22 protein-coding genes and 2 pseudogenes are annotated in these 24326 nt (G+C 70.5%); 3 read left to right on the top strand and 21 right to left on the bottom strand.

The features are described from left to right. Nucleotides 1-68 precede the first annotated feature (68 nt). The gene (locus ACWGKQ_RS16015) at nucleotides 69-416 is read left to right on the top strand and encodes a DUF190 domain-containing protein (RefSeq protein WP_393846248.1); all 348 of its coding nucleotides are present in this window, start codon (nucleotides 69-71) and stop codon (nucleotides 414-416) included. A gap of 62 nt (nucleotides 417-478) precedes the next feature. Here ACWGKQ_RS16015 and crcB (ACWGKQ_RS16020) read toward each other — a convergent pair whose 3' ends face one another. From crcB (ACWGKQ_RS16020) to ACWGKQ_RS16055, 8 genes and pseudogenes are all read right to left on the bottom strand, one after another. Continuing rightward, nucleotides 479-853 (bottom strand): fluoride efflux transporter CrcB, encoded by a 375-nt coding sequence (gene crcB / locus ACWGKQ_RS16020; protein ID WP_453292523.1) that lies wholly within the window; start codon nucleotides 851-853, stop codon nucleotides 479-481. Further along, a complete protein-coding gene (locus tag ACWGKQ_RS16025) occupies nucleotides 850-1197 on the bottom strand; it encodes a DUF190 domain-containing protein (protein ID WP_453292524.1) in 348 nt (115 codons plus the stop codon). The genes crcB (ACWGKQ_RS16020) and ACWGKQ_RS16025 overlap by 4 nt, the downstream gene beginning before the upstream one ends. Further along, nucleotides 1197-1580: a fluoride efflux transporter CrcB gene (gene crcB / locus ACWGKQ_RS16030; RefSeq protein ID WP_453292525.1), complete on the bottom strand. Its 384-nt coding sequence runs from the start codon at nucleotides 1578-1580 to the stop codon at nucleotides 1197-1199. The genes ACWGKQ_RS16025 and crcB (ACWGKQ_RS16030) overlap by 1 nt, the downstream gene beginning before the upstream one ends. 698 nt (nucleotides 1581-2278) lie before the next feature. After that, nucleotides 2279-2380, bottom strand: a pseudogene (locus tag ACWGKQ_RS16035) (fluoride efflux transporter CrcB); the annotation flags it as partial. Then, nucleotides 2380-2718: a DUF190 domain-containing protein gene (locus tag ACWGKQ_RS16040; protein ID WP_362573024.1), complete on the bottom strand. Its 339-nt coding sequence runs from the start codon at nucleotides 2716-2718 to the stop codon at nucleotides 2380-2382. The pseudogene ACWGKQ_RS16035 and the gene ACWGKQ_RS16040, both read right to left, overlap by 1 nt. A 153-nt stretch (nucleotides 2719-2871) precedes the next feature. Beyond that, nucleotides 2872-3228 (bottom strand): DUF190 domain-containing protein, encoded by a 357-nt coding sequence (locus ACWGKQ_RS16045; RefSeq protein WP_453292526.1) that lies wholly within the window; start codon nucleotides 3226-3228, stop codon nucleotides 2872-2874. 582 nt (nucleotides 3229-3810) lie between these two features. Then, the gene (locus ACWGKQ_RS16050; RefSeq protein ID WP_453292527.1) at nucleotides 3811-4596 is read right to left on the bottom strand and encodes an endonuclease domain-containing protein; all 786 of its coding nucleotides are present in this window, start codon (nucleotides 4594-4596) and stop codon (nucleotides 3811-3813) included. A gap of 236 nt (nucleotides 4597-4832) precedes the next feature. Continuing rightward, nucleotides 4833-5995, bottom strand: a protein-coding gene (locus ACWGKQ_RS16055; protein ID WP_453292528.1) for an IS3 family transposase whose coding sequence is annotated in 2 segments (ribosomal slippage) — nucleotides 4833-5708 and nucleotides 5711-5995 — 1161 coding nt in all. Because the reading frame shifts where the segments join, the coding sequence is not laid out codon by codon here. A 240-nt stretch (nucleotides 5996-6235) separates the two neighbouring features. Between ACWGKQ_RS16055 and ACWGKQ_RS16060 the strand changes: the two are divergent. After that, nucleotides 6236-6885: pseudogene (locus tag ACWGKQ_RS16060) on the top strand (transposase); the annotation flags it as partial. A 44-nt stretch (nucleotides 6886-6929) separates the two neighbouring features. Here ACWGKQ_RS16060 and ACWGKQ_RS16065 read toward each other — a convergent pair. Beyond that, complete coding sequence (locus ACWGKQ_RS16065) at nucleotides 6930-7121, bottom strand: hypothetical protein (RefSeq protein WP_453292529.1); 192 nt, start codon at nucleotides 7119-7121, stop codon at nucleotides 6930-6932. Nucleotides 7122-9042: 1921 nt separating this feature from the next. Here ACWGKQ_RS16065 and ACWGKQ_RS16070 point away from each other — a divergent pair. Continuing rightward, nucleotides 9043-10980 carry an AAA family ATPase gene (locus ACWGKQ_RS16070; RefSeq protein ID WP_453292612.1) on the top strand — a complete coding sequence of 646 codons (1938 nt, stop codon included), beginning with the start codon at nucleotides 9043-9045 and terminating at the stop codon, nucleotides 10978-10980. A 10-nt stretch (nucleotides 10981-10990) separates the two neighbouring features. Here the strand turns inward: ACWGKQ_RS16070 and ACWGKQ_RS16075 are convergent, their stop codons facing one another. The 12 genes from ACWGKQ_RS16075 to ACWGKQ_RS16130 form a co-directional block, all read right to left on the bottom strand. Beyond that, complete coding sequence (locus ACWGKQ_RS16075) at nucleotides 10991-12061, bottom strand: NADase-type glycan-binding domain-containing protein (RefSeq protein WP_453292530.1); 1071 nt, start codon at nucleotides 12059-12061, stop codon at nucleotides 10991-10993. A gap of 70 nt (nucleotides 12062-12131) precedes the next feature. Then, nucleotides 12132-12707, bottom strand: coding sequence for a phage tail protein (locus ACWGKQ_RS16080; protein ID WP_453292531.1), 576 nt, complete (start codon nucleotides 12705-12707; stop codon nucleotides 12132-12134). Further along, nucleotides 12704-14653 carry a putative baseplate assembly protein gene (locus ACWGKQ_RS16085; protein WP_453292532.1) on the bottom strand — a complete coding sequence of 650 codons (1950 nt, stop codon included), beginning with the start codon at nucleotides 14651-14653 and terminating at the stop codon, nucleotides 12704-12706. Before ACWGKQ_RS16085 ends, ACWGKQ_RS16080 begins: the two co-directional genes overlap by 4 nt. Continuing rightward, nucleotides 14653-15111: a GPW/gp25 family protein gene (locus ACWGKQ_RS16090; protein ID WP_453292533.1), complete on the bottom strand. Its 459-nt coding sequence runs from the start codon at nucleotides 15109-15111 to the stop codon at nucleotides 14653-14655. The genes ACWGKQ_RS16085 and ACWGKQ_RS16090 overlap by 1 nt, the downstream gene beginning before the upstream one ends. A gap of 42 nt (nucleotides 15112-15153) precedes the next feature. Further along, the gene (locus tag ACWGKQ_RS16095; RefSeq protein ID WP_453292534.1) at nucleotides 15154-16896 is read right to left on the bottom strand and encodes a VgrG-related protein; all 1743 of its coding nucleotides are present in this window, start codon (nucleotides 16894-16896) and stop codon (nucleotides 15154-15156) included. A gap of 3 nt (nucleotides 16897-16899) precedes the next feature. After that, a complete protein-coding gene (locus ACWGKQ_RS16100; RefSeq protein WP_453292535.1) occupies nucleotides 16900-17592 on the bottom strand; it encodes a CIS tube protein in 693 nt (230 codons plus the stop codon). 61 nt (nucleotides 17593-17653) lie between these two features. After that, nucleotides 17654-18073 (bottom strand): phage tail protein, encoded by a 420-nt coding sequence (locus ACWGKQ_RS16105; RefSeq protein WP_217552811.1) that lies wholly within the window; start codon nucleotides 18071-18073, stop codon nucleotides 17654-17656. A 77-nt stretch (nucleotides 18074-18150) separates the two neighbouring features. Next, complete coding sequence (locus ACWGKQ_RS16110) at nucleotides 18151-18477, bottom strand: hypothetical protein (protein ID WP_453292536.1); 327 nt, start codon at nucleotides 18475-18477, stop codon at nucleotides 18151-18153. A gap of 3164 nt (nucleotides 18478-21641) precedes the next feature. Further along, a complete protein-coding gene (locus tag ACWGKQ_RS16115) occupies nucleotides 21642-21797 on the bottom strand; it encodes a DUF6760 family protein (RefSeq protein ID WP_217552813.1) in 156 nt (51 codons plus the stop codon). Beyond that, the gene (locus tag ACWGKQ_RS16120) at nucleotides 21794-22276 is read right to left on the bottom strand and encodes a hypothetical protein (RefSeq protein ID WP_453292537.1); all 483 of its coding nucleotides are present in this window, start codon (nucleotides 22274-22276) and stop codon (nucleotides 21794-21796) included. The genes ACWGKQ_RS16115 and ACWGKQ_RS16120 overlap by 4 nt, the downstream gene beginning before the upstream one ends. Further along, nucleotides 22273-22722: a phage tail protein gene (locus ACWGKQ_RS16125; protein ID WP_217552814.1), complete on the bottom strand. Its 450-nt coding sequence runs from the start codon at nucleotides 22720-22722 to the stop codon at nucleotides 22273-22275. The genes ACWGKQ_RS16120 and ACWGKQ_RS16125 overlap by 4 nt, the downstream gene beginning before the upstream one ends. Before the next feature lie 44 nt (nucleotides 22723-22766). Continuing rightward, nucleotides 22767-24314 carry a phage tail sheath family protein gene (locus tag ACWGKQ_RS16130; protein WP_453292538.1) on the bottom strand — a complete coding sequence of 516 codons (1548 nt, stop codon included), beginning with the start codon at nucleotides 24312-24314 and terminating at the stop codon, nucleotides 22767-22769. Nucleotides 24315-24326: the final 12 nt, after the last annotated feature.

The raw sequence follows: 24326 nt of genomic DNA on the forward strand, positions 1-24326 counted from the left end.
GGCTGGTCTCAGCGCGAGCGGTGCGGGGTGCGGCGCGGCACGCACCGCGTGGCAGCCAGGAGGACACCATGAGGCTAATTGACAGGGCCCTGCAGCTGACGGTGTTCATCGAGGAATGCGACACCTGGAGGCACAAGCCGCTGGTTGCGGAGATCGTGCACCGGGCCCACCAGGCCGGACTGGCCGGCGCGTCCGTCTTCCGCGGAGTGGAGGGCTACGGGGCATCCACAGTCATCCACGGCTACCGGCTGTGGTCGGTCAAGCAGGATCTGCCCCTCGCGATCGTCATCGTGGACGAAGAGGAACGCATCCGGCGCTTCCTGCCCACGGTGAAGGAACTGGTCACCGAGGGCCTGGTGATCGTCGAAGAGGTCGAGGTAGTCCGCATCGGCCAGACGCACGCAGACGCCGTCTGACGGGAGCGGCGCTGACGGAGCGAACGGTGTCCCCAGCGGTGTCCGGATGGCGCGGGCGGGGCCTATCCGAACACGGCCTTGGCCACGGCCAAGCCGATGAACACCGCCCCGAGCCCCGCGATGACCGAGGCCGCCACGTTGACGAACGCCAGGAACCTCGCGCCGGCCGCGGCCAGGCTCAGCGTTTCGTAGGAGAACGTCGAGTACGTGGTCAGCGCCCCGCACAGCCCCGTCCCCAGGAACAGCTGCACCTCCTTCGACGCGGAGCCGGACAGCGCCGCCCCCGTCAGCACCCCGAGAATCACCGAGCCGGTGATGTTGACGGCGAAGGTGCCCCAGGGAAAGAGGGTGTCATGGTGCGCCTGGACCGTGCGGTCTGTCAGATACCGCAACGGGGCACCGATGGCGCCACCGAGCAGCACCAGCAAGAGCCTCATCGGCTCACGGCCTCCCGCCCCACGTAGTGCACGACCTGGACCTCTTCCAGGGTGACCAGGCCCTCGATGGCCAGTTCGTCCAGCTGCGGCAGGAAGCCACGGATCCGGTCCTCCTCGTCCACGATGACGACCGCAGTCGGCAGGTCGTCCGCCATCGACAGCAGCCGGGTGGTGTGCACGATCGAGGACGCCCCGAACCCCTCCACCCCGCGGAAGACCGACGCCCCGGCCAGTCCTGCCGCGTGAGCACGATGCACGATCTCCGTGTACAGCGGCCTGTGATGCCAGGTGTCGGTGTCGTCTACGTAGACCGTCATCCGCAGTGTGCGACCCATGAGCTTCATTACTGCATCCTTCCGGTCATGGCACGGCGCGCGGCTGCCACGCCGATCGTCACCGCGGCCATGGCGGCCATGACGGTTACCGCCAGGTAGGCCAGCGCAATACCGGCCCGCTCCTGTGAGACCAGGCGCTCGATGTCGGCGCAGTACGTGGAGAAGGTGGTGAATCCGCCCAGCACCCCGGTGCCGAAGAACGGCCGCAGCAGATAGTGCGCCGACCACACCTCGGTGACCGCCACCAGAAAAACGCCGATGATCAGGCAGCCAACGGCGTTGACACCCAGCGTCGTCCACGGAAACGCGCTGCTAGCGGTGGGCCACAGCTGCCCCGCCTCGTAGCGGGCGCCCGCCCCTACCGCCCCACCTACGGCGATCACAGAGAACACCGCGAACTCCCGGCGGCGCGCTTCACGCCGAAGTTGCGCCTCCTCGGCTGCCGTAGCCCGCTCGGCCGGCCCGGCAACCGTCCTCGGCCCTCCGGCCACACTCCGCAAACCGCTACGCCCCGCGCGCCTCTGCACACCGATCACCGTGCACCCGCCCCTGCTCCGGGTGAGCAAGGACCGTCGTCGCGTTACTGCCGCCCTTCGGGCACCATCTCCTGCGACCTCACCGATGCCGTACGACCAGCCTAAACCTCGCTCCTGGGGATGCGCGGCATCATGCCCGTCGCTATGCATTGACCAACCGCCGTGCTGGCCGCCAGACCCGCACTCCCGTCTCGCAAACAACGAAGAGCAGGACGATCACGCCGCAAAGCTCACTCAGCGGCAACACGACCTGGGACAGGACAAGCCGGTGGTCTCACCGGGAATTACCTATCTGCTCGTCCTGCCGCCCGGGAGGGACATTCGAACAAGACGGGGCACCCCCGTGGAGGGCGCGGACCGCTCCAGCCGACGTATGCGGCGTCCTCGACTCGGGCGTCCAGCTTTTCGATCCGACTACGCCGGGCCGGAGTCCCGTGCCCGTAGATCTTGCTCCAGGTGGGACGTCCTGCTTGTCGGAACGGGCGGTGACCGGCACCCCGTCGATGTGAGGGGTTACGCGCTCGTCGGCGGGACCATTCCGGCCCGGCTGGCTGCCACACAAATACACCGTCGTGGCGGGCCTGAACAGCCTTGTCGGTGAGATACCGCAGCGGGGCGCCGATCATGCCGCCCAGAAAGACCATGAGGACGGGCATCAGCGCCTCTCCTCTCCGGCGGCAGGTCGAGGCAAGCCGGTGACGTGGCAGACCGCCTGCAGCGGCTCCAGGGTGACCAGCGACTGGGGGGCGACGTCGCGGACCTGTGGGAGGAAGGCACGCACGCGGTCCTCCTCGTCGATAACCACGACGGTCAGGGGGAGGTCTTCGGCGAGGTCGAGCAGGCTGGTGGTGTGCACGAGCGAGGAGGCACCGAAGCCCTCGAAGCCGCGGAAGACGCTAGCGCCGGCGAGCCCGGCACGGTGCGCGCGGTGGACGATCTCGGTATAGGCCGGCTTGTGGTGGTACTGGTCCCACTCGCCGAGGAAAACGGTCATGCGCAGGACCGGGCCTTTGAGGGGCGCGCGGGGCGCGCGCGGAGGGAGGTCGTCGTCCCTGTGGTGGTGTCGGGGAAGGTGTGGGGTCATCGCGCGCTTCCTTTGCGGGCAGGATCGCCGAGGTGGGGCGGATGGCCGTATCGGCGGGGGTGTTCACCACTCGTGCGCATCGTGGCTGGCCACGGCGGAGATATCGACGACCTCAACCGGTTGGAGGGTCGCCAGCAGAACCGCCTGCATACGGTCCAGGCGTGTCAAGAAGTTCTGCAGGATGACCATGTCGTCGACGAGGACGATCTCGGCCGGGAGATGCTGAACAAGCGCGAGCACACTCTCCCTGCGTACGGTGCCAGCATCGCCGAATCCTGCAATACCACGGCGCACGCTCGCCCCCCGAAGCTTGCCTTCCCAAGCACGGCGCACGACCTCCTCGACCAGTGACCGACCCCGCCACTGCCGTGCTTCATCGAGGTAGATCGTCAGCCGGCCCCAGCCGGCCGATGAGGACATCACGCCTCCTCCCCTCGGCAGAGCGGCACACGCCTGTGGCTCCAGGCGCGGGAGATGCCCACTCCCAGGGTGCACCGGGTACGTACACGGTGCCAGTGCGGCGGGCGGCGACGCGCTGACTTCCTCCTTGTGTAACTGCCCCGCCCGGCTGGACCTGACCCGCAAGCCCGGCACCGGCCCGGACACCGCGATCCTCGGCGACCTCACCGGCGCTCTGACGGTGGAGCTGGGCCATACGCGCACCTTTTCGCACCCGCCTCAAGCCTGAGGGCGCGAACTCGACCGGTGATGCCACGTTGAAGTGGCATCCCGTGCAGGTTCGGAAGCCAGTCCGTCCAGGAATCCTGGAACGCGCGCGTTTACTCATGGATGCCGCAGGGCTTCAGCGGGCCAGATTGTCCGGCCTCGTGCTCCGCGCCGAGGACCTGGTCGACGGTGATCGCGCCGAGCAGCTCAGCCTCGACACCGCCCGGCAGGCACGGCTCGCTACCGAGGGGGCCCTCGACCGGATCCGGGAGCGATTCGGGCCCGACGCGATCGGTCCGGCCGCCACCTACCGACCCGTACAGGAGGTCGCCTCGGTCACCGGCTCCGTGGGCGCCACTTGGCCAGCGGATCGAACCCGAGCAACTCGATCTTCTGCCGCCTGGTCGATTCCTTCGGTACGTACGCCAGGGACGGCGGGTACGGCAGCGCCAGATACGCGGCCGGCGGGTTGCTCATGTACTCGGCCTTGGGGCAGCCGTCGACGTGCGGGCAGTCCTCGATGGTCCGATTGCACAGCTTGCACAGCAAGCCTCGCACCATGCCCGTGGAGTAGTCGTGATCGACCATCGCCCCGGGCAGAGCGCCGCACAGGTGACAGTCCGGCCCGAGGGCCTCGATCAGGACCGCGCGCATCCTCCGGACCGGGGCGGTCCTCGCCGGGGGCGGAGGCCACATGTGCATGACGCCGTAGCTGCCTTGTCCCTGGCACCGCTGTTCCGGCTGCACCGACGACAAGGGAACACCCTCGGTCCCGGCGTCCACGAACCACGTCAGCGCGGCCGAGTCGTACGTGCCGCCCCCGTGGTAGCCGTAGGTCAGCGCACCGTCTGTGTCCGTCCAGGAGCAGATCTGCAGGTGCTTCCAGCCCTGCTTGGCCTGTTCCTCGGCGCATACCATCCGGCCGGCGCTCATCAGGTGGTACCGGCCGTCGCCGCCGAGCACGGCCACCCGAGGTGACGACGGCCTGGGCACACCGGACAGGGAGCACGGCCTCCCGGCCCGCTCCCGAACCATCTGCTCGAGTCCGTACAGGCCGAAGTGGGCGAACTCCCACAGCAACTTCGCCCGGCGGTACGGGGGAAGATCATCCAAGGTCGGCATGAGCCGCATCGTGCCGGACAGCACTGACAACGGCACCGCCTGAGACCGTCATCCGGTCCAGCCCATCTCGAACACCTCGATGCCGTCCCGGTACGCCGTGTACGCCACCCACGCGCGCCGCTCCCGCTGCACCGCGCCATCCCAGGGCCTATTTGGTAACGAGCTCTACGGGTTTGCGCGCAACCTGTACGGGGTTCGCTGGATGGGTCTGATGCAGGTTCGGGTGACAGGTTCGGTCACGCGGCCTGGAGGGACGGCGTGGTCATGACTGTCTCGAATTCGATGGGGGTCAGCCGGCCGAGTGAGGCTTGTCTGCGGCGTCGGTGATAGGTCCGCTCGATCCAGGTCACGATCGCGATCCGGAGTTCTTCGCGGGTGGCCCGGCTCCGGCGGTCGAGGACGTTCTTCTGCAGCAGGCTGAAGAAGGACTCCATGGCCGCGTTGTCGCCGGCAGCTCCGACCCTCCCTATCGATCCGGCCATCCGGTGGCGGTCGAGCGCCCGGACGAACTTCCGGGAGCGGAACTGCGATCCGCGATCGCTGTGCAGAATGCACCCGTCGACGTCTTCACGCCGGGCCACGGCGTTGTCCAGGGCGGTCACGGCCAGGCGGGACTTCATCCGCGCATCGATGGAGTAGCCCACGATCCTGTTGCTGAAGGCGTCCTTGATCGCGCAGAGATAGAGCTTGCCTTCGCCGGTGGCGTGCTCGGTGATGTCGGCAAGCCACAGCCGGTTCGCACAGGTCGCAGTGAAGTCACGGCGGACCAGGTCGTCGTGCACCGGCGGGCCGGCCTTCTTGCCCTTGCCACGCTTCTTGCCGACCACGCTCCACCAGCGGTTGTCCCGGCAGATCCGCCATGCAGTCCGGTCCGCCATCACGGCCCCGACGCCGCGCGCTTCGTCGGCGAGGAAGCGATAGCCGAACTCCGGGTCGTCACGATGCGCGTCGAACAGAGCGTTCGCGCGATGCGCCTCCTTCAGCACGGCATCGGTCACCGGCTGGTCCAGCCAGCGGTAGTAGGGCTGTCTGGCGAGCTTCAGCACCCGGCACGCAACCGTGACGGGCATCCCGTCCCCGGCCAGCTCCTTCACGAGCGGGTAGATCCTTTTCCCGGCAGATGCGCCTGCGACAGATAGGCCGCAGCCCGGCGCAGGACCTCGTTCTCCTGCTCCAGCAGCTTGATCCGCCGACGCGCTTCCCGCAGCTCGGCGCTTTCCTGGCTGGTCGTTCCGGGCTTGCTCCCGTCGTCGATGTCCGCGCGACGCATCCACTTCCACAACGTCATCGGATGGACTCCGAAGTCGGTGGCCACCTGCTCGACCGTCACACCAGGGCCGCGGTTCCGCGCGACCCGCACGACGTCCTGGCGGAACTCTTCGGGATAAGGCTTGGGCACAGTGACATCCTTTCCACCCGCCCAACAGGGCAAGCCAGTTCAGATGTCACCCGATCGTGCGGCAGACCCCTCGTCCATCCGCTGTGCTCGGTTTCGGCCGGGCCGAGGACCGCGACGAGCAATGCTCGTTACCTGTGGATTGGCTCGGGAGGGCACACGCGGAGGGCGTACCTTCCCGAGTGATCGATTGACCGGTATCAAGTAGGCCCGCGTTGCCGCGCGGGTCGGGAAGGCGCGCCCGTGCTCAGCATAGTGAACGCCGATGGCACCACCGCCGACGGCTCCTGTCCGATCGACGAGATCGTCCGCGAGGGCGCACGAAGGATGCTGGCCGCCGCGCTGGAGGCCGAGGTCAACGCATAACTAGCCGAGTTGGCTGATCAGCGCGATGGGAAGGGCCACCGCCTGGTCGTACGCAACGGCTACCACCAGCCCCGCACGGTGACCACGGCGGCTGGGGTGGTCGAGGTGAAGGCGCCGCGGGTGAACGACAAGGGCGTCGATGCGGCCAGGGGCGAGCGCGAGCGGTTCTCCTCGGCGGTCCTGCCGCCGTGGTGCCGCAAGTCGCCGAAGATCAGCGAGGTGCTACCGCTGCTCTAGCTGCACGGCCTGTCCTCCGGCGACTTCGTGGCCGCCCTGGAGCAGTTCCTGGGCAGTCCGGCCGGGCTCTCCCCGGCCACCGTCACGCGGTTGACCCAGCAGTGGCAGGCCGACCACGCCGCGTTCATGGACCTCGACCTCGCGGAGGTCGACTACGTGTACGTGTGGGCCGACGGCATCCACTCAACGCCTGCCTGGAGGAGGCCAAAGCCTGCGTCCTGGTCCTCATCGGGGTCCGCGCTGACGGCTCCAAGGAACTGGTCGCGCTCAAGGGCGGCTACCGGGAGTCGGGGCAGTGCTGCCCGCACATCGCCCTGCCGACGTGAGCCCGACATCACCAGCACCCGGTTGGCGGCCGCCAGCCGGGCCACCAACGGCACAGAGGGAGTGTCGTCCTCCAGAACAGATCGACCAGGATCAGGTCGAAGACTCCGAGATCGCCCAGCTCCGCGGGATCCGGCGTCGACGCGGTGACGGCGAATCCGCCCGCCTCGGTGAGGATCGATGCGACGCCTCGACGTGTCATGGGATGGTCATCGACCACCGCGACGCAGACCAGCCCATCATCCCCGGCAGCTCGGTATCGTGCCAAACCCTGTCCTTGCCGCCAAGAGTCTTTCAGTACAAGGGCGTTCACTGCGAGGAGGTTGCAGGCAGTCCCCGAGCGGTTCCCTGAAGCGTGGCGGCCACGGAGTGCGACCCTGAACCGCTGATGATCCTGCTCGGCGCATCGCCTTGACCACGGTCGGTGCCTTGGCTCAGCCTGCGGGTCGCCACGGGAGCATCTCGGCTCTGCGGAATCCCCGTCGGGGAGCTTGCCGCAGCGTGAGGAAGCTCGCCCGGTTGAGGACTCGATCCCTTTGCCGGCGATGCGGTGGCGGATGCCGCCCTCGGGTCAGCGATACCTATGCGGGAGTGCCCAGGGGCTGTCCAGCCGGGGGCCGGCCATGGCGTCGACACGTCGCACGTAGCGTGCGAGCCATGACCGCGGGTGGGGACCAGTTGGGGACCACACGGTGTGCGCGATGGTGCACGAGGGAGTCTGCAGCGCACAACATGCACCCTGATTAAGTCTGCTATATCCAGAAAATGGCCCCGACCCTCACTCCTGGGGGTCAAGGGGTCGCAGGTTCAAATCCTGTCGTCCCGACGGTTGTGACCAGCGGGTTTGCCGATCATGGCAGACCCGCTGGACGCATTCGTGTGACACGTGATGGCAGCCCTGGCAGTCCGGGCGGCCGGTTCTCAAGCCGCCCGATCTTGTGTCACTGCGGCGGTCTGGTGGTGGTGGTGTTTGCGGTCGGCGCAGCTCGTCGACGTTGCGGCTGTGCGTGGCTCGGCCGTGCTGTGGGCAGTTCCGTCGGCCGGGGGGAAGAGGTCGTCGAACCGGGCCGCGTAGTCCTCCGACGGACCCGGCGCAGGCGGACACGGACGGGGCGCGGTCGTCTTCACGCTCCAGCAAGGCAAGTTGACTCCTGCCACCGGCCTGCGACCGACCCGACCTGCCGTCAACCCGCGCCCCCACCGGATTTAACGAACCGCCGGGAGCCGCTGCAAGACCGGTAGTCGATGATATCCGAATTCGGGGCCTTGATCCCGTAGATGTAGATCCGGCATTTTACCGAACCGTGGAATTGTTCATTCTCCTTGAGGGGAACCTTGCGCTTGACTTGACTTCGTCGGCATGGCAAGGTCGCGAGCAGCTCTCGATTCTTGGGGTGATGGCGGTCTGACCATTCGTCATCGGGGCTTGCCGGAGTGCCCCGCCCAACGGGACTGCGGCACAACTACTGGGGAAGAGTTGAATAAAAAGCTTGCCCGTCGGGGCGCTATTTTTTCCGTGCTGGGGATCACGGTGACACTCGTCGGCGCATCCGCCGGCACGGCGGTTGCGGCAGCGCCTCGGCTGTTCGGGCGCTGACATCGGACACGCCTTCCCCTCCGCCGTCGGCCAGCGAATTCGCGTCGGCTCCGGCTCTCTCGCAGATTCCAATCGCGAATCTCCAAGGCTCGCATTCTTATCTGGTCGGGGTAAACAGCGGTTTCCAGAGCGTAATACTCACGATGACGGTGAGTGGCGTGGTGGTGGTTTCGGACATCTGAGCCCCCGCTGCAGTCAGGCGGTTCGTATCGGGGCGGCATTTTTGTCCCACTCCGTATGGCGCCGTTCGGCACGGGCAAGCCCTTGAATCCGCACGCCGATACAAATGCGACGACATGGCCCGGTGAGCAGTGGCACAGACCCCCTCAGCGCTGCCGCGGGGCCCTGCCATGACGCCCTCGAAGCAGGCGCTTGGTCCGCCGGTCGACGCGAACGGCTCGTGGGCTGCCCCACCACCACCCACCCCGGCCGTGCAAGCCTTTCGAGCGACTCGGCTCGAACCTTGCCGACCAAGACTTCGACGAGGTGTTCCGTGAACGTGAGCCAACATCATGACGCCACCGGGATGCCGGTGCAGCAGCCCGGCGGCCGAGGTCGCCCCTCGCCAGGTCGGGGAGGGCGGCGCGACGAGTCCCGCCTCATGGTCGAGCAGGTGTTCACCGACGTCGCGGCGGGCCGTGCGGGTGTCCTGCTGGTCGACGGCGAGGCAGGCATCGGCCGGACCACCTTCCTCCACGAGGCCGCCGAGCTCGCGAGATCGATGGGCTTCCAGGTGGCCTGGGGCCGCTGCCATCCCCAGGAAAAGGACCTCCCGCTGGGACTGGTCCGCCAGGCCTTCGACTCGCTGCACATCGGCGACATCGCGTCCGAGCTGCCCTGGCTGGCTGAGGGCCTGGAGGGGGCTCACGTGTCGTCGCCGGCACTGCTCGGCGCCCTGATCGAGCTGTACAGGACGTTGCAGCAGATGACTTCGCGCTCCCCCCTGCTCGTTGTCGTGGACGACCTGCAGTGGTGCGACGAGGCCTCCCTGCGGGCGCTGGGCAGGTTCACACACGAAGGCGCGCCCCCGTTTCCGCTGGCCGTGGTCGCAGCGGTGCGTACCGACGAGGTGGCGGCTCACCCCGCCGCATTCGAGGATGCGACAGCACACCTGCCGCGGACCCGGCTGACCGGGCTTTCCTCGGGAGAAGTCGAGGCCATGGTCCGGGACGTGTTCCCGGAGGAGCCGCACCCGGATTTCGTCGACACGTGCCGGAGGGTGACCGCAGGCAATCCCACGCTGTTACGGGCCCTGCTCCAGGAGCTGGTCCACCAAGGCGTCTCTCCGTCCGACGCGACGACCAGCGTGCTGGCTCACGCACCGGAATCGACCGCACGCGACGTTCTGGCGCGGATCGACCGGCTCGGTCCGGACGCGGCGACGCTGGCCAAGGCCGTGGCACTGCTCGGTGACGGAGCGGAACTCGACCGCGCCGCCAGGGTGGCCGGTCTCCCGTACGACCAGGCGTCGGTCGCCGTCGACGCGCTGTGCGGCGCCGGAGTGCTCTCCAACGACTACCGGCTCACCTTCCGACACGCTGTGGTCGGCTCGGCGCTCGCCCGCTTCCTGCCCGTCGGCACGGTGACCATGCTGCGCAGACGGGACGCGCAGGGGGAGCAACCGACGACGGCTGCTCCCCCTGCGCGTCCCGCGCACCGAAGACCCGCTGCGGGGTCGCCGGCGCGTACGGGCCCGTCGCTGGAGATCCGTTGCCTGGGCGGGTTCAGTGTCAGGCGTGCCGGCATCGAGTTGGATCTGGCGCAACTGAGGCCGAAGGCACGGAAGTTGCTTCGGCTGCTGGCCTTGCATGTGGGTACAGCCGTCCACCGCGACCAGCTGCTGGACGAACTGTGGCCAGGTCTGCCGCCCGAACAGGGAGTGCGTAACCTCCAGGTGACGGTCTCCCGGCTGCGGGCGTTTCTGGAGCCGGGGGCCGACCGCGGGGCGTCCCGACTGGTGCTGCGCCGGGCGGAGGCGTACCAACTCGTCCTGGACGACGGGGCCGTCTGGGACATCGGGGAGTTCGAGCGAGCCCGGGGGGTGTGGCGCCGGGCACGGTTGAGTACCGACGCGGACGAACAGGCGAAGCTGCTGCGTACGTGCCTGCGCTGGTACCAGGGCGATCTGCTGCCTGAGGACGGCGCCGCCGAGTGGGTGGTCGTCGAGCGCGCCAGGCTGCGCAACCAGGCGGCGGAGCTGTCGCAGGTGCTCGGCGAGCTGGAACTGGAGCTGAAACACTTCGACTCGGCTGTCCGGGCCGCTCGGCGGAGCCTGGCCCTTGATCCGTTCCGGGACGTCAGCTGGCGGGTGCTGATCTCCGCGTACCGTCTGGCCGGCGATGCCGCGGCGGCCAGCCGGGTGAAGCGGGAGTACGCGCAGATGCTGCACTCGCTGGGCAGTGGTTCGGACGAGCCCGGTAGGCGACGGCCGGGAGCCGATCGGGGCTTGCGGTCCCCCCAATGATGTCCGGGACTCATGGCTGCTCGAAGAACTCCACCTCGCCGATGGCGACCTGCCGGTCGCGGGCCGTGCCGTAGGCCGACCGGAGCGTGAGGCGTATCTTCGTCACACCGACGACCGGTATCCGGACGGTCTGAGGCTCTGGTTCGTCGTCCAGATGGACCGTCCGGTGCACCGGGACGCCCGCGGTGACCCAGGCGGTGATCTCCAGAGCGGCGGGGCGGGCCTGGCCGAGGAACTCTTTCTGGTTCGCCGAGGCGCCCGGGCTGATCAGGATACGGGCCAGCCGGAAGGGCTGGTCGAAATCGGCCTCGAACCAGGTCCCGTCCGGCTTGCGCGTCCGGGAGGTGACAGGCGCCCAGTAGGTGTTCCGGACGCCGTCGACGGCGTCCTTGGGCGGGTGACCGGGGACGGAACCCGATGCACGGACCGAGACGGCGTGTACCGGTACGGGCGTGCTGAAGCGGTTGCGCAGGGCGGTCACGGCGGAAGGGCCGAACGTGATCCCGGCCCACACCGCGGCTGCCGGCACGGCCGAGGTGAGGAGCACCGAGACCAGGCGGCGGAGTCCGCTGCGTCGCCGCCGGCGCGATACCCGTCGCCGGCGCCACTTCTGCCACCAGCGGCGCCACCAGGACACGGTCGTGCCGGGCGAATCCTGGGTGAGCGGGGCGCCGCAGCGGCGGCAGAACGCGCGCTCGGCCGGGTTGGCCGTCCCGCAGGCCGCGCAGTCGACGTCGTCGGGCCGCGTGACGTGATCGTCCTCGAAGGGCACCGCGACGGCGGGCCGTGGCGGTGTGGCCCGTCCGGGCTGCACCGCCACCGTGCCGGGGCCGACGGACGGCGGTGACGCCTGCGCCGCGGGCTCGGGCGGCGCCGGGCGGCCCGGTGGTGCCAGGTCCGGTGGTGCCAGGTCCGGTGGTGCCAGGTCCGGTGGTGCCACGTCCGGCGAGGTGCCGGAGGGCGCGGTCGGCGTATCCGCGGTCTCGTGCGGCGCGTCCCACTCCATGAACGCGCCGCATACGCCGCAGAAGTCGTCGCCGCTCTGCGCCGCAGCGCCGCACTGATCACATGTCCGTGCCATGTGCTGTCCGTTTCCGGGCCGTTGGGGCCGCTGGTCGTGATGCCGTCCTGGCGAAAGGTGTCGTCGAGCGTCAGGGCGGGCCCGGAGGTATCACCTCAAGGGTGTAGGGGACGTGTGCGGGCCGGTTTGCTTCGATCAGCGCCGCCAGCCTGCGCAGGGGCACCGCGGTCGGGTCGGCGGCGCGGATCCGTACCCGGACGCAGGGCTCTGGAGAGCCCGGCGGACTGCCCCCGGGGGTGGCACTCCACGTGGCCCCGCCGGTGTCGCTCACCTCGGCCGTCAGCCCGAGGACGGCCTGGATCTCGTCGGCCAGCCCACGGGCCGTGCCACGCCGCGCGTGCCGGCGCGTGGTGCCCGCCACCGCTTCCCGGCGTGCGTCGAGTGGCTGCCTCTCGGTGAGGGCGGGGTCCGCCGCCACCCAACTCGCCAGCCAGGGCAGGAAGTCCGTCGGGGCCAGCCGGGGGTTCCAGTACGCGTCCAGACAGTCGAGTACGCAGAACACCGGTGCGAGGATGTCGTCGAAGGCGGCGACGAGCCTTACGGTGAGGTCGTCGTCCAGGTAGGGGCCGGGGAGCCGTTCGCCGAGCGGATGCGGGGAGAGCAGTCCTTCGACGGCTGCCCGGCCGGCGGGCGGAGCAGGGGTCACCGCTCCTCCACCCGCACCTGGTGCTGGTAGGAGAACACCAGCGCATGCGCGTCCAACTCGACCCGGTCAACCGGGGAACCGCGCTCCGCGGTCAGCGGATTGGCCGCGAACAGCCGGATGTCCTGGACGAGTTCCACCCCGGGAAGGTGTTGCAGCACCGCGTGCACCTCTGCGGTCCGCACGGGCCGGCCGAACGGCCAGCCGGTGCCGTCGGGCCCGCCGACCGGCGGGTTGAAGTACCGGTGAAGGGCGTCCAGGGCCTGCTCGCGCAGCCGTCCCGGTTCCGCCGAGGACTCGGCGGCCAGCCGCGCGACCACGGTGACCCCCTGGTAGTACGGCGGTTGGACCAGCAACCGGGCTCCGACGGGCCGGCGTTCGTCGAGACGGGCGGTGATCGTGGCGAGCATCTCCTGCGGGGGGACGAGCTGTTCGAAGCGCAGCCGGTCGCCGGGCTCCGGTGCGGCCTGCGGAACGACCAGGACCCGCACCCCGCCCGCGTCCGGTTCCCCGCCGGCCGGGATGCAGCGGATCCGGGCGGCGGACGGGGCGGCCTGACGGGCGATCAGCTCGTAGTCGGCCACCGTCACGGCCCGGTCGTGCGACCGCAGCTGGAGCGGACCGCGCACCATGGCCTCGGCCAGTGTCTCGCCGTCCGCTCCGCCCGCGGCGGCCCGCCGGTTCTCCACCCTCGAGATGTACGGGATCGAGCTGCGCAGCACGGTGAGGGACCGGCGGGCGACATTGCCGTGGCGTCCTCCGCCGGTGCGGTAGCGGCGGACCCGGATGCGGGCGCCCTTGGGCGGGACGGCGCCGTAGTGCCGCAGTGTGCCGTCGGGTTCCCGTACCGCAGGGCCGAAGACGACCTCTCCGGCGGTCGGGTTCAGCCGAAGGTGGCCGTCGCCGGGCCGGGAGTCGCCGAAGGCCTCGACGGTGGTCCACTCCTGCCAGCCGTCGCCGTCCGAGACCTCCACCACGAACGGCTCGGTCCCCAGGAGCACCGGGGGCCGGCCGACGGTGAAGCGCTGGCCGGGCACGCCCGCCGATTCCCCGAGGATCTCGCCGGTGACGGTCTCGGCGTGGACGGCACCGGCGGTACCGCCGACGGTGCAGGCCGAGGCGCTGCGGATGACGGGTGAGGCGGAGTAGCCCGGCAGCTCGGGCAGGCCGGCGGTCACCCGGCAGCGCAGCCAGCCGGCCCGGTGGCCGACCAACGTGGCGTCGGCGTGGCCGGCGGGCACGTGCAGCACGATGTCACCGGCCCGGTTCAGCCCGCCCGTGGTGTCCTGGTCCACCTCGCACGGCAGCCACTTCGCGCCGTCGTACGCCTCCCAGCTCAGTGGCGGATGCCGGGGGTCGATGCCGGTCCCGGACACGCTGCTGTCCAGCCTGAGCAGCACTGTGCACCGCGGCACGGCCTGGGACAGCCCGAGGAGCAGGGCGTCGCCGACGGCCGGCGGGTCGGTGAAACAGGGAAGGGCCTCGCCGCGCAGGAGCTCCTCGGTGCGCTCGACCGGGCGGGCGTCCACGGCCTGCGTGGACACCACGGCCAGGGTGCACGGGAGGATGCTGAGGTCGTCGGTCGTGGCGAAGACCTTCGCGTCCTCCGTCTCGGTGCGCACGGTGCCGATCTCGGTGCCTTCGCGCAGGACCACGGGGTACGGCTGCGGGGCGGACAGCCAGAAGGTGATGTCCGTCCTGGCGGCGGCGGGCGGCAGCAGACCGGTCCCGAGCAGGTCCAGGAAGGCGAGGTAGGACTTCTCCGGCACCCGGTTCAGCCGGTACAGCAGCTGGTCGGTCATGTGCGCGAACGCCTCGATGAGGGTGACGCCCGGGTCCGAGACGTTGTGGTCGGTCCACTCGGGGCAGCGCTGCTGGATGAACCGCTTGGCCTCGTCCACGAGTTGCTGGAAGCGGCGGTCGTCGAGGTCTGGCGCGGGCAGGGCCATCAGCGGACGTTCTCCTGGTCGTACGGGGTGCTCCGGCCGCCGAGGACGCCGGTCACGGGATCCTCGCTCGAAGGGATCACGTAGAAGGGGAAGACCAGACTGCGCGGGTTGTTGGTGCCGCGCACGGTGTAACGGAGGTCGATGTAGAGGGTGCCGGGCTCCTGGGAGTCGAAAGCCACCTCGACGTCGGTCACCCGGATGCGGGGCTCCCAGCGGTCCAGGGCCCGGCGGACCTCGTACGAGACGAGCCCCGCCGTGTCCTCGTTCGCCGGGGCGAAGACGTGGTCGTGGATGCCGCAGCCGAATTCCGGCCGCATCGGGCGCTCTCCGGGTGCGGTGGCCAGGATCAGCCGGATGGACTCCGCGAGCTCCTGCTCGCCGGTGGCCATGGAGATGCCCCCGGTGGCGCTGATCCGCAGCGGGAAGGCCCAGCCGGAGCCGATGAACCGCTCAGACACCCGGACCACCTCCCATCGGCCCGGTACGGGTGGTGTGCCTGCTCAATTGAGCTTCACCACCCCGCCCTTGATCGTGCATTCGGACCCTCCGTCCAGGTTGAGGCCGGCCTTCCCGGACACCGACACCGACTGGCCGGTCAGCGTCAGCGCACCGGAGCCGGCGTCCAGGGTGATGCCGGCGCCGGTCACGGTGACCTCCTTGGCGGCGGTGATGGCCACCTTTCCGTCGCTGTGCACGGTGATCACGGTGTTCTGCTGGTCGAGGTGGAGGCTGAGCCGGTCCTCGTGGGTGCGCAGCCGCACCCCGGCCGGCCCGCCGGCGGCATCGAGGAGTTCGACGCGGTGGCCGCCGCGGGAAGCGATGGACCGCCGGTTGACCTTCCCCGTCCCGGTGTCGACGAGCTGCAGGCTGTCGGGCGTCGGCTGATCGACCCCGTTGTAGAGGCCGCCGATCACATACGGCCGGTCGAGCAGGCCGTGCTCGAAGGCGACCAGGACCTCGTCGTGCACCTCGGGGCAGATCACGCCGCCACCGCCGGCCCCGCCCCACTGGACGGTGCGCACCCAGTCGCTGACGTAGGCCGGCTCACCCGGCTCCGCGTCCGACAGCCAGGGAAAGCTGAGCCGGACCCAGCCCTGCCCGCCCAGCTCGGCCGGTGCGCAGACATCCGTCACCACGCCGATCGCCACCCCCGGCACCCGGGCGGACCGGGCCGGGGCACCTGCTCCGGTGACCAGGCCGTGCAGGGTACGGTCCTGCCGTGCGCTGACCGTGATCGTGGTCTGGCAACCGGCACCGGGACGGCTGGTGTGGCGGGTCGCGGTGACGGTGTACCTGCCGTCGAAGGGCGCTCCGGCACCTGCCAGGCGGACCGGCCTGCCCACGCGCAGCCGCGGGTTGCCGAGGACGGTGATCTCCAGTTCGGCGATCGCCGAGGCCACCTGCGCGGCCAGTGCCGCGGCAAGGGTCTGCACTTCGGAGTCCTTCCGGCAGGCCGCGTCGGTGACCAGCAGCTCCGCTTTCGGGAAGGGCCGTACCGCCTGTCCCGGCTCGATGCCGATCAGCGGCGAGGTGCCGGCTCGCACCTCGTGCTCGGACCGCAGCGCCTGCTTGCGGCCGACGTCCCAGCCGCGGACCGAGACCTTGTCGACCTGGCCGACAGCTCCGACCGAGGACCGGAGCGCCAGGACGTTCTCGCCCAGTCCGATCACATACGGGTCCCGCGCCGCCGACTCGCCCGGTCCCGGCGCGGTGGTGGCCGGGACGGGGGCACGGAAGTGGAACCTGCCGTCCTCGACGACGGCCTCCCGGTCGTTCTCCTCGGCCAGCGCGGCCAGGAACTCCCAGTCGGTGGTGTTCGACTGGGTACGCAGCTGATAAGCCACTTGGGTCTTGTGGATGTCGCCGAGCGGAATCCCGGCCCGGGCCGCCATCTCGGTGGCGATGTCCGAGGCGGTCCGTCCGGCGAAGGCGCTGATCCGGCGGCCGCGCCGCAGCCGGTGCGACAGGTCGAACGCCCGGATCGTGGTGAAGCTGCCGTAGCCGTCGAACTCCGCTTCCAGCGTGACCACTTCACCGCTGAACAGGGTGGTCGCGGGTTTGTCGGTCCGGATGGTGAGTTCGGTCCCGATGCCGATACCGGTCGCGGCGATCAGCTTCCGGTCCGGGTCCTGGTAGCGCAGCTGGGCGACGGCGGGCAGGCCGGCGCTCTCCTCCACGCAGATCTCGACCGCCGCGTGGTTCCACGGTGAGGAAAGGACCTTGGGCGCCTCGACGACGAACATCGGCTATCGCACCGCCGCTTCGTCGCGGGCCGGCACCAGAATCTCGGTACCGACAGACAGCAGCAGGGGGTCCTCGATACCGTTCGCCTCCGCGATCAGCCGCCAGACCGTCGGATCGCCGTACTCCTGATGGGCGAGCAGCTCCAGGCTGTCGCCGGCTGCCAACCGGTGCACCCGACGGCCGGTGAGCGACCCCGAGGTCGGGTTCTGACGCGGCGTCGGATTTCCCGCCTCGGTCAGCCGGACGCCGCATGTGGCGCGCAGCGGGCTGCCGTTGGCGTCGAAGAGCGTGTAGGTCACACTGACGTCCTCCAGATATCCGAAGAACGCCACGTCGGTGAAGCTTCCCCAGCTGAATTTCACCCAGGGCGCGCACGGAGCCTTCGCCTCGATACTGCGCGCAGTCGGCGCGCACCAGCTCAGCAGGCGCTCGGTGCCCGAGGCGACGGACGGGTCATGGGCCGCGCTCGAGTCGAGGAAGAGTTCGACGGCGAGCCTGCGCGGCAGCACCCCCGTGAACTCCGGAGCGGCGACCTCCTCCGCGCTGCGGCTCTGGTGACTGACCCAGCCCGCGCTCCGGGTCAGTTCGAGCTGGTTCGGATTGAACTGGAAGGTGATCGCCCCCAGCTCCGAGCCATGCGGCTTACCGGGCTGTATGGGCGGCTCGTAGGCGGTCAGGACGGCTTGGGCGGGCATGGGAACGCCTTCGACAGGTAGAAGCGACAGGACAGGGACGACGACAGGTGAGTCGGGGCCGTCAGTGGAAGAAGCCGTGATGGGCCAACTCGATGCTCTCGACGGCGCCCTGGGAGGACGCCGGGTCGAACGACGGGCCGCTCCAGCCGACCACGACCACGTCGCGCAGGGACCACTCGACGATCGACTCGGTCAGGTTCGGGCGCAGCGCCGAGATCTGTGCCGTACCGCGGGTGACCCGCTGCGACATGCCGGCGAGGAAGCGCGTCACCTTCGTCGACTCCGCGGTCAGCGGCCTGGTCATCGTGACGTTGGGGAAACTGACGCGGGTCGGCAGCTGCCATACGAAGCCGTTGTTGCCGCCCTCGACCCGCTGCTCCACCTCGACCTGAGCGCTCAGGCCCTGGCAGGTGGTGAAGTGGCCCAGATCGATGCCGTCGATCCGCAGTTTGAAATGGACGCTGGTGCCGGGGTACTCCATGTGCTGCTCCTGTCCTCGCTCTCGTCGCGTTCGTCACATCCCCGTCGGCCGACCGGAAACCGTCCGGGCGACGCGGATCACCACCACTCACCGTCGAGCGGGCGTCCGGCCCGTTCGCGGCCGAGCCGCAGCTCCGCGCGCAACAGCCGGCTCAGCGGTTCGACCAGGTGGTGGGCGAGCTGGTCCAGTTGGGAACGGCCCAGTCGAGGCAGTTGCTCGGCCTCGCCCGCCACAGGCGTCGTTCCCGTGGGTGTGGTGTCCGCCTGGCTGCGCGCGGTGGACGGCGGCGGCCGCCGCGCCGTCCCGAGACCACCGGACGCAGGAGGCACGGGCGCCGCCGTGGTCTTGGGCGGCCGCTCGTACTGCGGGTGACTGCCCGCGGTCAGGCCGCCGGGCGAGGGCACTTCGCGACGTACGAGGACGGGCGGACCCGGGGCGGGCTCGGGCTCGCCGGGCCGGTCGACCGGCAGGACCGGGGGGCCGCCCGGGAACTGGCCGGGCAGCGTAACGGCACTGAGGATGCCGCCGTTGACCTGCGGTGCCGGGGCCTGGACGGCTCCGGCACCGATGCGCGCGAGGGCGGCTTCCGGAGGCAGAACAGGCAGCGGCGATGCCGGGGCTGGGGCCGGAACGGTGACCGTCGCCGACGAGCCTCTCTCCCCGGTACGGGTTTGCGTGTGCCTTCCGGGTGCGGTTTGGGCGCGTTGTACGGGTGTGTCCGGGTTGGGTGACCGGTGTACGGGTGTGTCCGGGGTGGGTGACCGGTGTGCGGGTGTGTTCACGGCGGTGTGCCGTCCGCTCTCGGATGCCGGGCCGACCGTGAGCGGCCCGGCGGTCGGCCCGGCGCCGGGGGCACGTTCGGAAGCCGCCGTCCGCCGGAGGACGGACGTGGTCTTCCGTACGCGCTGGACCAGTCGCGCTGCGCGGCCCGGCCCTCGGCGACCGGCCACCACGGAGCGGGGCGCGGAGACCGGCTGGGATGCCGGGTCCGCCGCTGCGCGACGAAGAGCGGGCGGCGCCGGGAACCCGTCGCCGTCGGGTGTCCGCCGCTGGACGGACGGCGGGGTGACCGGCGAAGCGGGCGGCGCCCACCGCACCGGCACCACCGCCGCGGCGGCCCCGGTGGAGACGGGCCGGGAAGCCGTCGGCGCCGTGTCGCCGGGCAGGACCGCTCGCAGCGGGCGCTCGGCCAGCAACTGGACGTGGTGTTGTCGAACAGGGATCGACACGGGCACTGCCCCGGCCACCCGATCGCCGGGTACGGCATCGCGGTGCTGTCCGGAACGCGGCCCTTCCGGGACAGGCAGGCCGATCACCGTCTCAGCCGCTCCCGGCGGACCCGCTGCCCGACGAAGGGACAGCTCGGCTGCCGGCTGCGGGCCCACGCCCGCCGAACGCTCTACCGGCACAGCACCGTCGGCTTCCGGGGCGGCCGTCGCGGTCTTCCGGGAGCGCGCGGGTCCCTCGGGGCGACGCGGGGAGGAGCGCTCGCGGCTCTCGGTGACTGCCTGACGGCGGGCCTGTGGTCCCTGCCCCGGCTTCGTCTGTTGCCCCATGGTCGTGGCCTGGCCTGGTGAGGTGGCTGTGTCCGTTGCGGGCGTGGCCGTCCGGTGGGGCGGCTGCTGTTCGGCAGGGCGGGCGTGTGGGCCTTGCCGGGCCGGTGGGCCGGCGGGCGGGAGTGACGGGTTCACCGGACCGGTCCGGCCGACGTCTGCCTGCGGCGCCGTCAGTCCGGTGTCTCCCGCCGCCCTCCGCTGGACCAGCGGAGGCGGAGTGCCAGGCGTCACCCCGGACTCGCCGGTGGAGGTTTCCGGCCTGACGGTGGGAACTGCCGGCTGCGGGCCCACGGCCGTCGAACGCTGTATCGGCGCGGCACCGTCGGCTTCCGGGGCGGCCGTCGCGGCCTTCCCGGAGCGCGCAGGGCCCTCGGGACGACGCGCGGGGGAGTCCTCGCGGCTGTCGGGGACTGCTTGACGTCGGATCCGCGGTGGCTGTGTCGGCCCTGCCCCGAATCCGGTGGCCGTGGCCTGGTCCGATGAGGCGGCTGTGTCCGTTCCGGGTACCACTGCCCGTCGGGGCGGCTGCTGTTCGGCTGAGCGGGCGGGTGGAAGTCGCGGGTGCGCCGGGTCCGTCCGCTGAGCGTCTTCCAGGGCTGCCCTCGGTCCGGCGTCTCCCGTCGCCCTCGGCTGGACCAGCGGTGGTGTGGGGCCCGGCTCCGTCAGCGGCCCGGTGGTGGGGGTTCCGGGCCTGGCGGTGGCTGTTTCCGGCGCTGTCTGCCGGGTCTTCGGCAGGGCAGGGCCCGGAGCTGTCTCGCCCATCGGTGACGGCGATGGTTGAACGGTCTTGCCGGGGGGCGCCGGAGGGGGCGCCGATGAGCGCTGGATCGGCGGTGGCGGGGGGCCGGGCTTTGCTCCGGACTCGCCGGTGGAGGTTTTCGGCCTGGCAGTGGGAGTCGTCGTGGTCGGCCGCCCAGCCGCGGGACCCTCCTCGCCGACCCGCGGCAACCCGGGCTCAACGACCTCGCCGGAAGCCGCCGGAGCCGGAGCCGACGCCGCGTTCCGCTGGACCACCGGCGGCGGGGAACCGGGCGCCGTCCCGGACCCGCCCACGGGTGTGCCCAGCCCGATCCGTGTCCCGGTACCGGGACGGGCGTCCGCCGGAGCGGGTGCGGCTGGACGGGGAGGACCGGGGAAGGCGTCGGTGTGTACGGTCGACGGTCCTGCGGCGGGCCGGGCCGAGGCGGGCAGGGCGGGCAGTGGCGCGCCCAGCCCGGCCCTCGGCGCGGCCGAACGCTGGAACGTCGGCTGAGCAGTCGGCCCGCCGCGCTGTCCCGGAGTCGGGCTCGGCGGCGTTCCGTCAGCCGGACCGGGAGCCGTCGTCTCCGTCCGCCGGTCGTTGTGGGCGAGGGGGACCAGTGGCGGCCGGGTCGCTGTCGCGGGGCCGGCTGCCCGGGCAGCGGGACCGGTCTGGAGGACGCTGGGCCTGCGAATCGGCGGAAGTACCGGTGCGGCCGTCGTCAGCGGTGGCGCCGACTCCGAGGAGACCCTGTGGGGCACCGTTGCCCGGGCCACCACCCGGGGTGCCCGGGGCGGTGACACGGCGGGACCCGGCGCCGGCTCCGGCACGATCGCGGCATCCGGTCCGCCTCCGCCGTCGGCTTCGGGGACCGGGGCCGTCGGCCACACGTACGGCAACCCGGTCGCCGACTCCCGGTGTACTGCCTCGCCGGCCGGCCGGACGGCGGTCGCGGTCACCAGTCCACCGGGCGCCGAGTCCATCAGGAGATGGCTGAGCCCCGTGTCGAAGACCGGCATCCGGTGCGAGGACAGCCGGTCCCGGAAGCCGGGCGGATCCGAGACGAGCGCCTGGTCCGCCACGGCACGCTGGATCCGCGCCAGGGAATGCCAGCCTGGGGCAGCGGCACGCGCCGGTCCGTCCGTCGTACCCGGAATCCGTCCGGAGTCCGGCGCGGAGCCGGACGCCGGCGATGCGCCGGGCAGGCTGCCGCCTGCCGTACGGCGCGGGCTCAGCCCCCGCAGCCAGTCTCGCGCTGACATGGTCCGATCCCTCAACCTTCGTTGATCCTGGTGTTGATACGGGCGATCTGGGTCACCCAGCGCAACCGCTCCGCGTGGGTGAGGCCGAGGATCTCCTCGGACGGCCAGTGGAAGTGGTAGGCGATGTACGCGGCCTCCTCGTAGAGCCGGTCGGCCGCGTACGTCACGATTCCCCCAGGCGCCCACCTGCCAGGTCGATCTCGAACGCCGCCTCGCAGCTGGGGCAGGTGACAGCGGCCCGGGTGTGGCCTTCCGCGTTGATCCGCTGGTAGAAGTCCTGGAGGAAGGCCAGGTCCGAGGCGAAGAGCTGCTCGATGACACCGGCATGGATGGTGGTGACGGCTCCGATCCGGGTGACCACCAGGCCGAGCAGGACCACCGAGAGGTAGGCCGGGTTCTCCTTCACCCGCAGATCGGCCAGCGGCGACAGCTCGTCCCGCGCGGTGGCCAGACGCATGGTGCCCTGACGGTGGATCGTGCCGGCGTCGTCCACGTAGCCGCGCGGCAGTTCGAACTCGTACTCCGTCCGGATACGTCCCAGGGCCGGGGGAGCGGCGTCCGCCGCGCTCCCGGGCGGGGCCGCTTCCTCCGGACCGGCCGACGGTGAGTCGGCGAGGAGCGCACCGGATCCCGTGCGGCGTATCACTGGAACTCGATGTCCTCGAACACGATGGTGACCTTCTCCAGGGCGGGCTGGCCGTCGCCCGCTTTCAGGCTCGGCCCTTCCCACTTGCTGGCCCAGGCGTTCTTCAGGTTGATCGTCCGGTCCTGCTGGCCCTTGGCGTCGGTGAAGATGATGCTCAGCTGCTGGCGGGCCGCCGAGACGTCGCCGTTCTCGAAGGTCTGCTTGATCCAGTCGGTGAAGCTGCCGGCCTTGTCCATGCCGCGGGTGATCGTCACCTCACCGCCCTTGCGGGCGCCCGGCAGCTTGCGGATGATCAGCTTGCCCTGTGCGTTGACCTGGACGATGTCGATCGTGTCGAGCTCCATGGAGAGCCCGCTGACCTCCTGGACGGTCTCGACCTGGATGCCGCCGAGTTGGACCTTGAAAGTATGGGTGGCAAGCGTGTCGCCGGTGGTTGGGGTGCTCATCTGGTGCTATCGCCCTTCGGTGTCGGGGGAGCGCTCGGCGCTGGTCACTCGTTGACGAGGCTGGTGCTGTCGGAGAACTGTGCGAGGCGGAAGACGACGAACTCAGCGGGCTTCACCGGGCAGATGCCGATCTCGCAGACCACCCGTCCCAGCTCGATCGACGCCGGGGGATTGGTCTCGGCGTCGCACTTGACGTAGAACGCCTCACTCGCGGTCGCCCCGAACAGTGCTCCCTGGCGCCACTCCTCGGACAGGAAGGCCGAGATGTTACGGCGGATGGTGCTCCACAGGAACGAGTCGTTGGGCTCGAACACCACCCACTGGGTGCCCAGCAGCACCGACTCCTCGATGTAGTTGAACAGCCGCCGGACGTTGATGTACTTCCAGGCCGGGTCGGAGGAGAGGGTGCGGGCGCCCCACACCCTGATGCCGCGGCCGGGAAACACCCGGATGCAGTTGACTCCGATCGGGTTGAGCAGGTCCTGTTCGCCCTTGGTCACGTTCGTCTGCAACTCGATGGCGCCGCGTACGACTTCGTTGGCCGGTGCCTTGTGGACGCCTCGCTCGGCGTCGTTCCTGGCCCAGACGCCGAGCATGTGGCCGCTGGGCGGCATGAAGCGGTTCTGCCCGGTGGAGGGGTCGAAGACCTTGATCCAGGGGTAGTACAGGGCGGCGTACTTGGAGTCGTAGCCGGCGCCCTCCATCCGCCATTCCTTGACCTGGCGCGGCGTCAATTCCGGCAGGGGGTCGATGACCGCCAGCCGGTCGCCCATCAGCTCGCAGTGGGTGATCATCGCCGACTGGACGGCCTTGACGCCCTCCGCGTCGATCAGGCCGCGCTGGTAGGCGGACATCAGGTCGGGCACGGCGAGCATGGTGATCTCGTCGATGGCCTCCAGCGAGGCGAAGCCGGTGCGGTTCTCGGCGGCCCCGATGTACTCCTGCGGAGAGATCACCGCCGGGAGCGCGTCCACGGTGCCCGGGGCGGGGAGCGCGGGAGCCAGCGCGACGGTCTGCTTCTCGGGTCTGGCGGGCGTGCCGGCCTCCTCGACCAGGACGAACGCGGAGCGTTCCCTGACCTGGGTCACCACGTAGTTCTTGACGCCCTTCTTCGCCGAGACGTCGAAGCTCTCCACCTGCTTGCCGCCCTGCCGGACGAGCAGGGTGAAGCGGTCCCCCGCCGGGTTGTCGCCCGCCGGGTCCGCGACCTCCACGGTGACGTCGCCCTCGGTCCCGGGGCGGGTGGAGACCTTGAAGGACCCCAGTGCGACCGGGGTTCCGCCCGTGATCTCCTTGGGCCGCGCTTCGGCCGCGCCGCCGTCACCGCCCGAGTCGCCGACCCGGACGACGTAGGCGATGCCACCGCCGTTGGCGAAGTACCCGTAGACCGCGTGCGCCAGGTAGGAACCCTCGACGAAATCGCCGAAGGTCTCCGTGTACTGACTCCAGTTGGTCACCAGGCTCGCCGTGTGGAGGGGCCCCTTCTCGGCGAACCCGACGAAGGCGGCGACCGAGGTCCCCACCGCCTCGATCGGCCGGGGCCCGCCGGGGGCCTCCTCCACATATACGCCTGGGGACAGGTACGTCGGCATCCTTGCTCCCTG

This window comes from Streptomyces sp. NPDC054770 (assembly GCF_053611985.1).

Bases quoted from the DNA above. Each gene is read 5' to 3' on its own strand.
- ACWGKQ_RS16100 (WP_453292535.1), bottom strand. From the start codon at position 17,592: ATGCCCGCCCAAGCCGTCCTGACCGCCTACGAGCCGCCCATACAGCCC.
- ACWGKQ_RS16130 (WP_453292538.1), bottom strand. From the start codon at position 24,314: ATGCCGACGTACCTGTCCCCAGGCGTATATGTGGAGGAGGCCCCCGGC.
- ACWGKQ_RS16050 (WP_453292527.1), bottom strand. From the start codon at position 4,596: ATGCCGACCTTGGATGATCTTCCCCCGTACCGCCGGGCGAAGTTGCTG.
- ACWGKQ_RS16070 (WP_453292612.1), top strand. From the start codon at position 9,043: ATGCCGGTGCAGCAGCCCGGCGGCCGAGGTCGCCCCTCGCCAGGTCGG.
- ACWGKQ_RS16125 (WP_217552814.1), bottom strand. From the start codon at position 22,722: ATGAGCACCCCAACCACCGGCGACACGCTTGCCACCCATACTTTCAAG.
- ACWGKQ_RS16015 (WP_393846248.1), top strand. From the start codon at position 69: ATGAGGCTAATTGACAGGGCCCTGCAGCTGACGGTGTTCATCGAGGAA.
- ACWGKQ_RS16105 (WP_217552811.1), bottom strand. From the start codon at position 18,073: ATGGAGTACCCCGGCACCAGCGTCCATTTCAAACTGCGGATCGACGGC.
- ACWGKQ_RS16025 (WP_453292524.1), bottom strand. From the start codon at position 1,197: ATGAAGCTCATGGGTCGCACACTGCGGATGACGGTCTACGTAGACGAC.
- ACWGKQ_RS16045 (WP_453292526.1), bottom strand. From the start codon at position 3,228: ATGTCCTCATCGGCCGGCTGGGGCCGGCTGACGATCTACCTCGATGAA.
- ACWGKQ_RS16095 (WP_453292534.1), bottom strand. From the start codon at position 16,896: ATGTTCGTCGTCGAGGCGCCCAAGGTCCTTTCCTCACCGTGGAACCAC.
- ACWGKQ_RS16075 (WP_453292530.1), bottom strand. From the start codon at position 12,061: ATGGCACGGACATGTGATCAGTGCGGCGCTGCGGCGCAGAGCGGCGAC.
- crcB (WP_453292523.1), bottom strand. From the start codon at position 853: ATGAGGCTCTTGCTGGTGCTGCTCGGTGGCGCCATCGGTGCCCCGTTG.
- ACWGKQ_RS16085 (WP_453292532.1), bottom strand. From the start codon at position 14,653: ATGGCCCTGCCCGCGCCAGACCTCGACGACCGCCGCTTCCAGCAACTC.
- ACWGKQ_RS16040 (WP_362573024.1), bottom strand. From the start codon at position 2,718: ATGACCGTTTTCCTCGGCGAGTGGGACCAGTACCACCACAAGCCGGCC.
- ACWGKQ_RS16065 (WP_453292529.1), bottom strand. From the start codon at position 7,121: ATGACACGTCGAGGCGTCGCATCGATCCTCACCGAGGCGGGCGGATTC.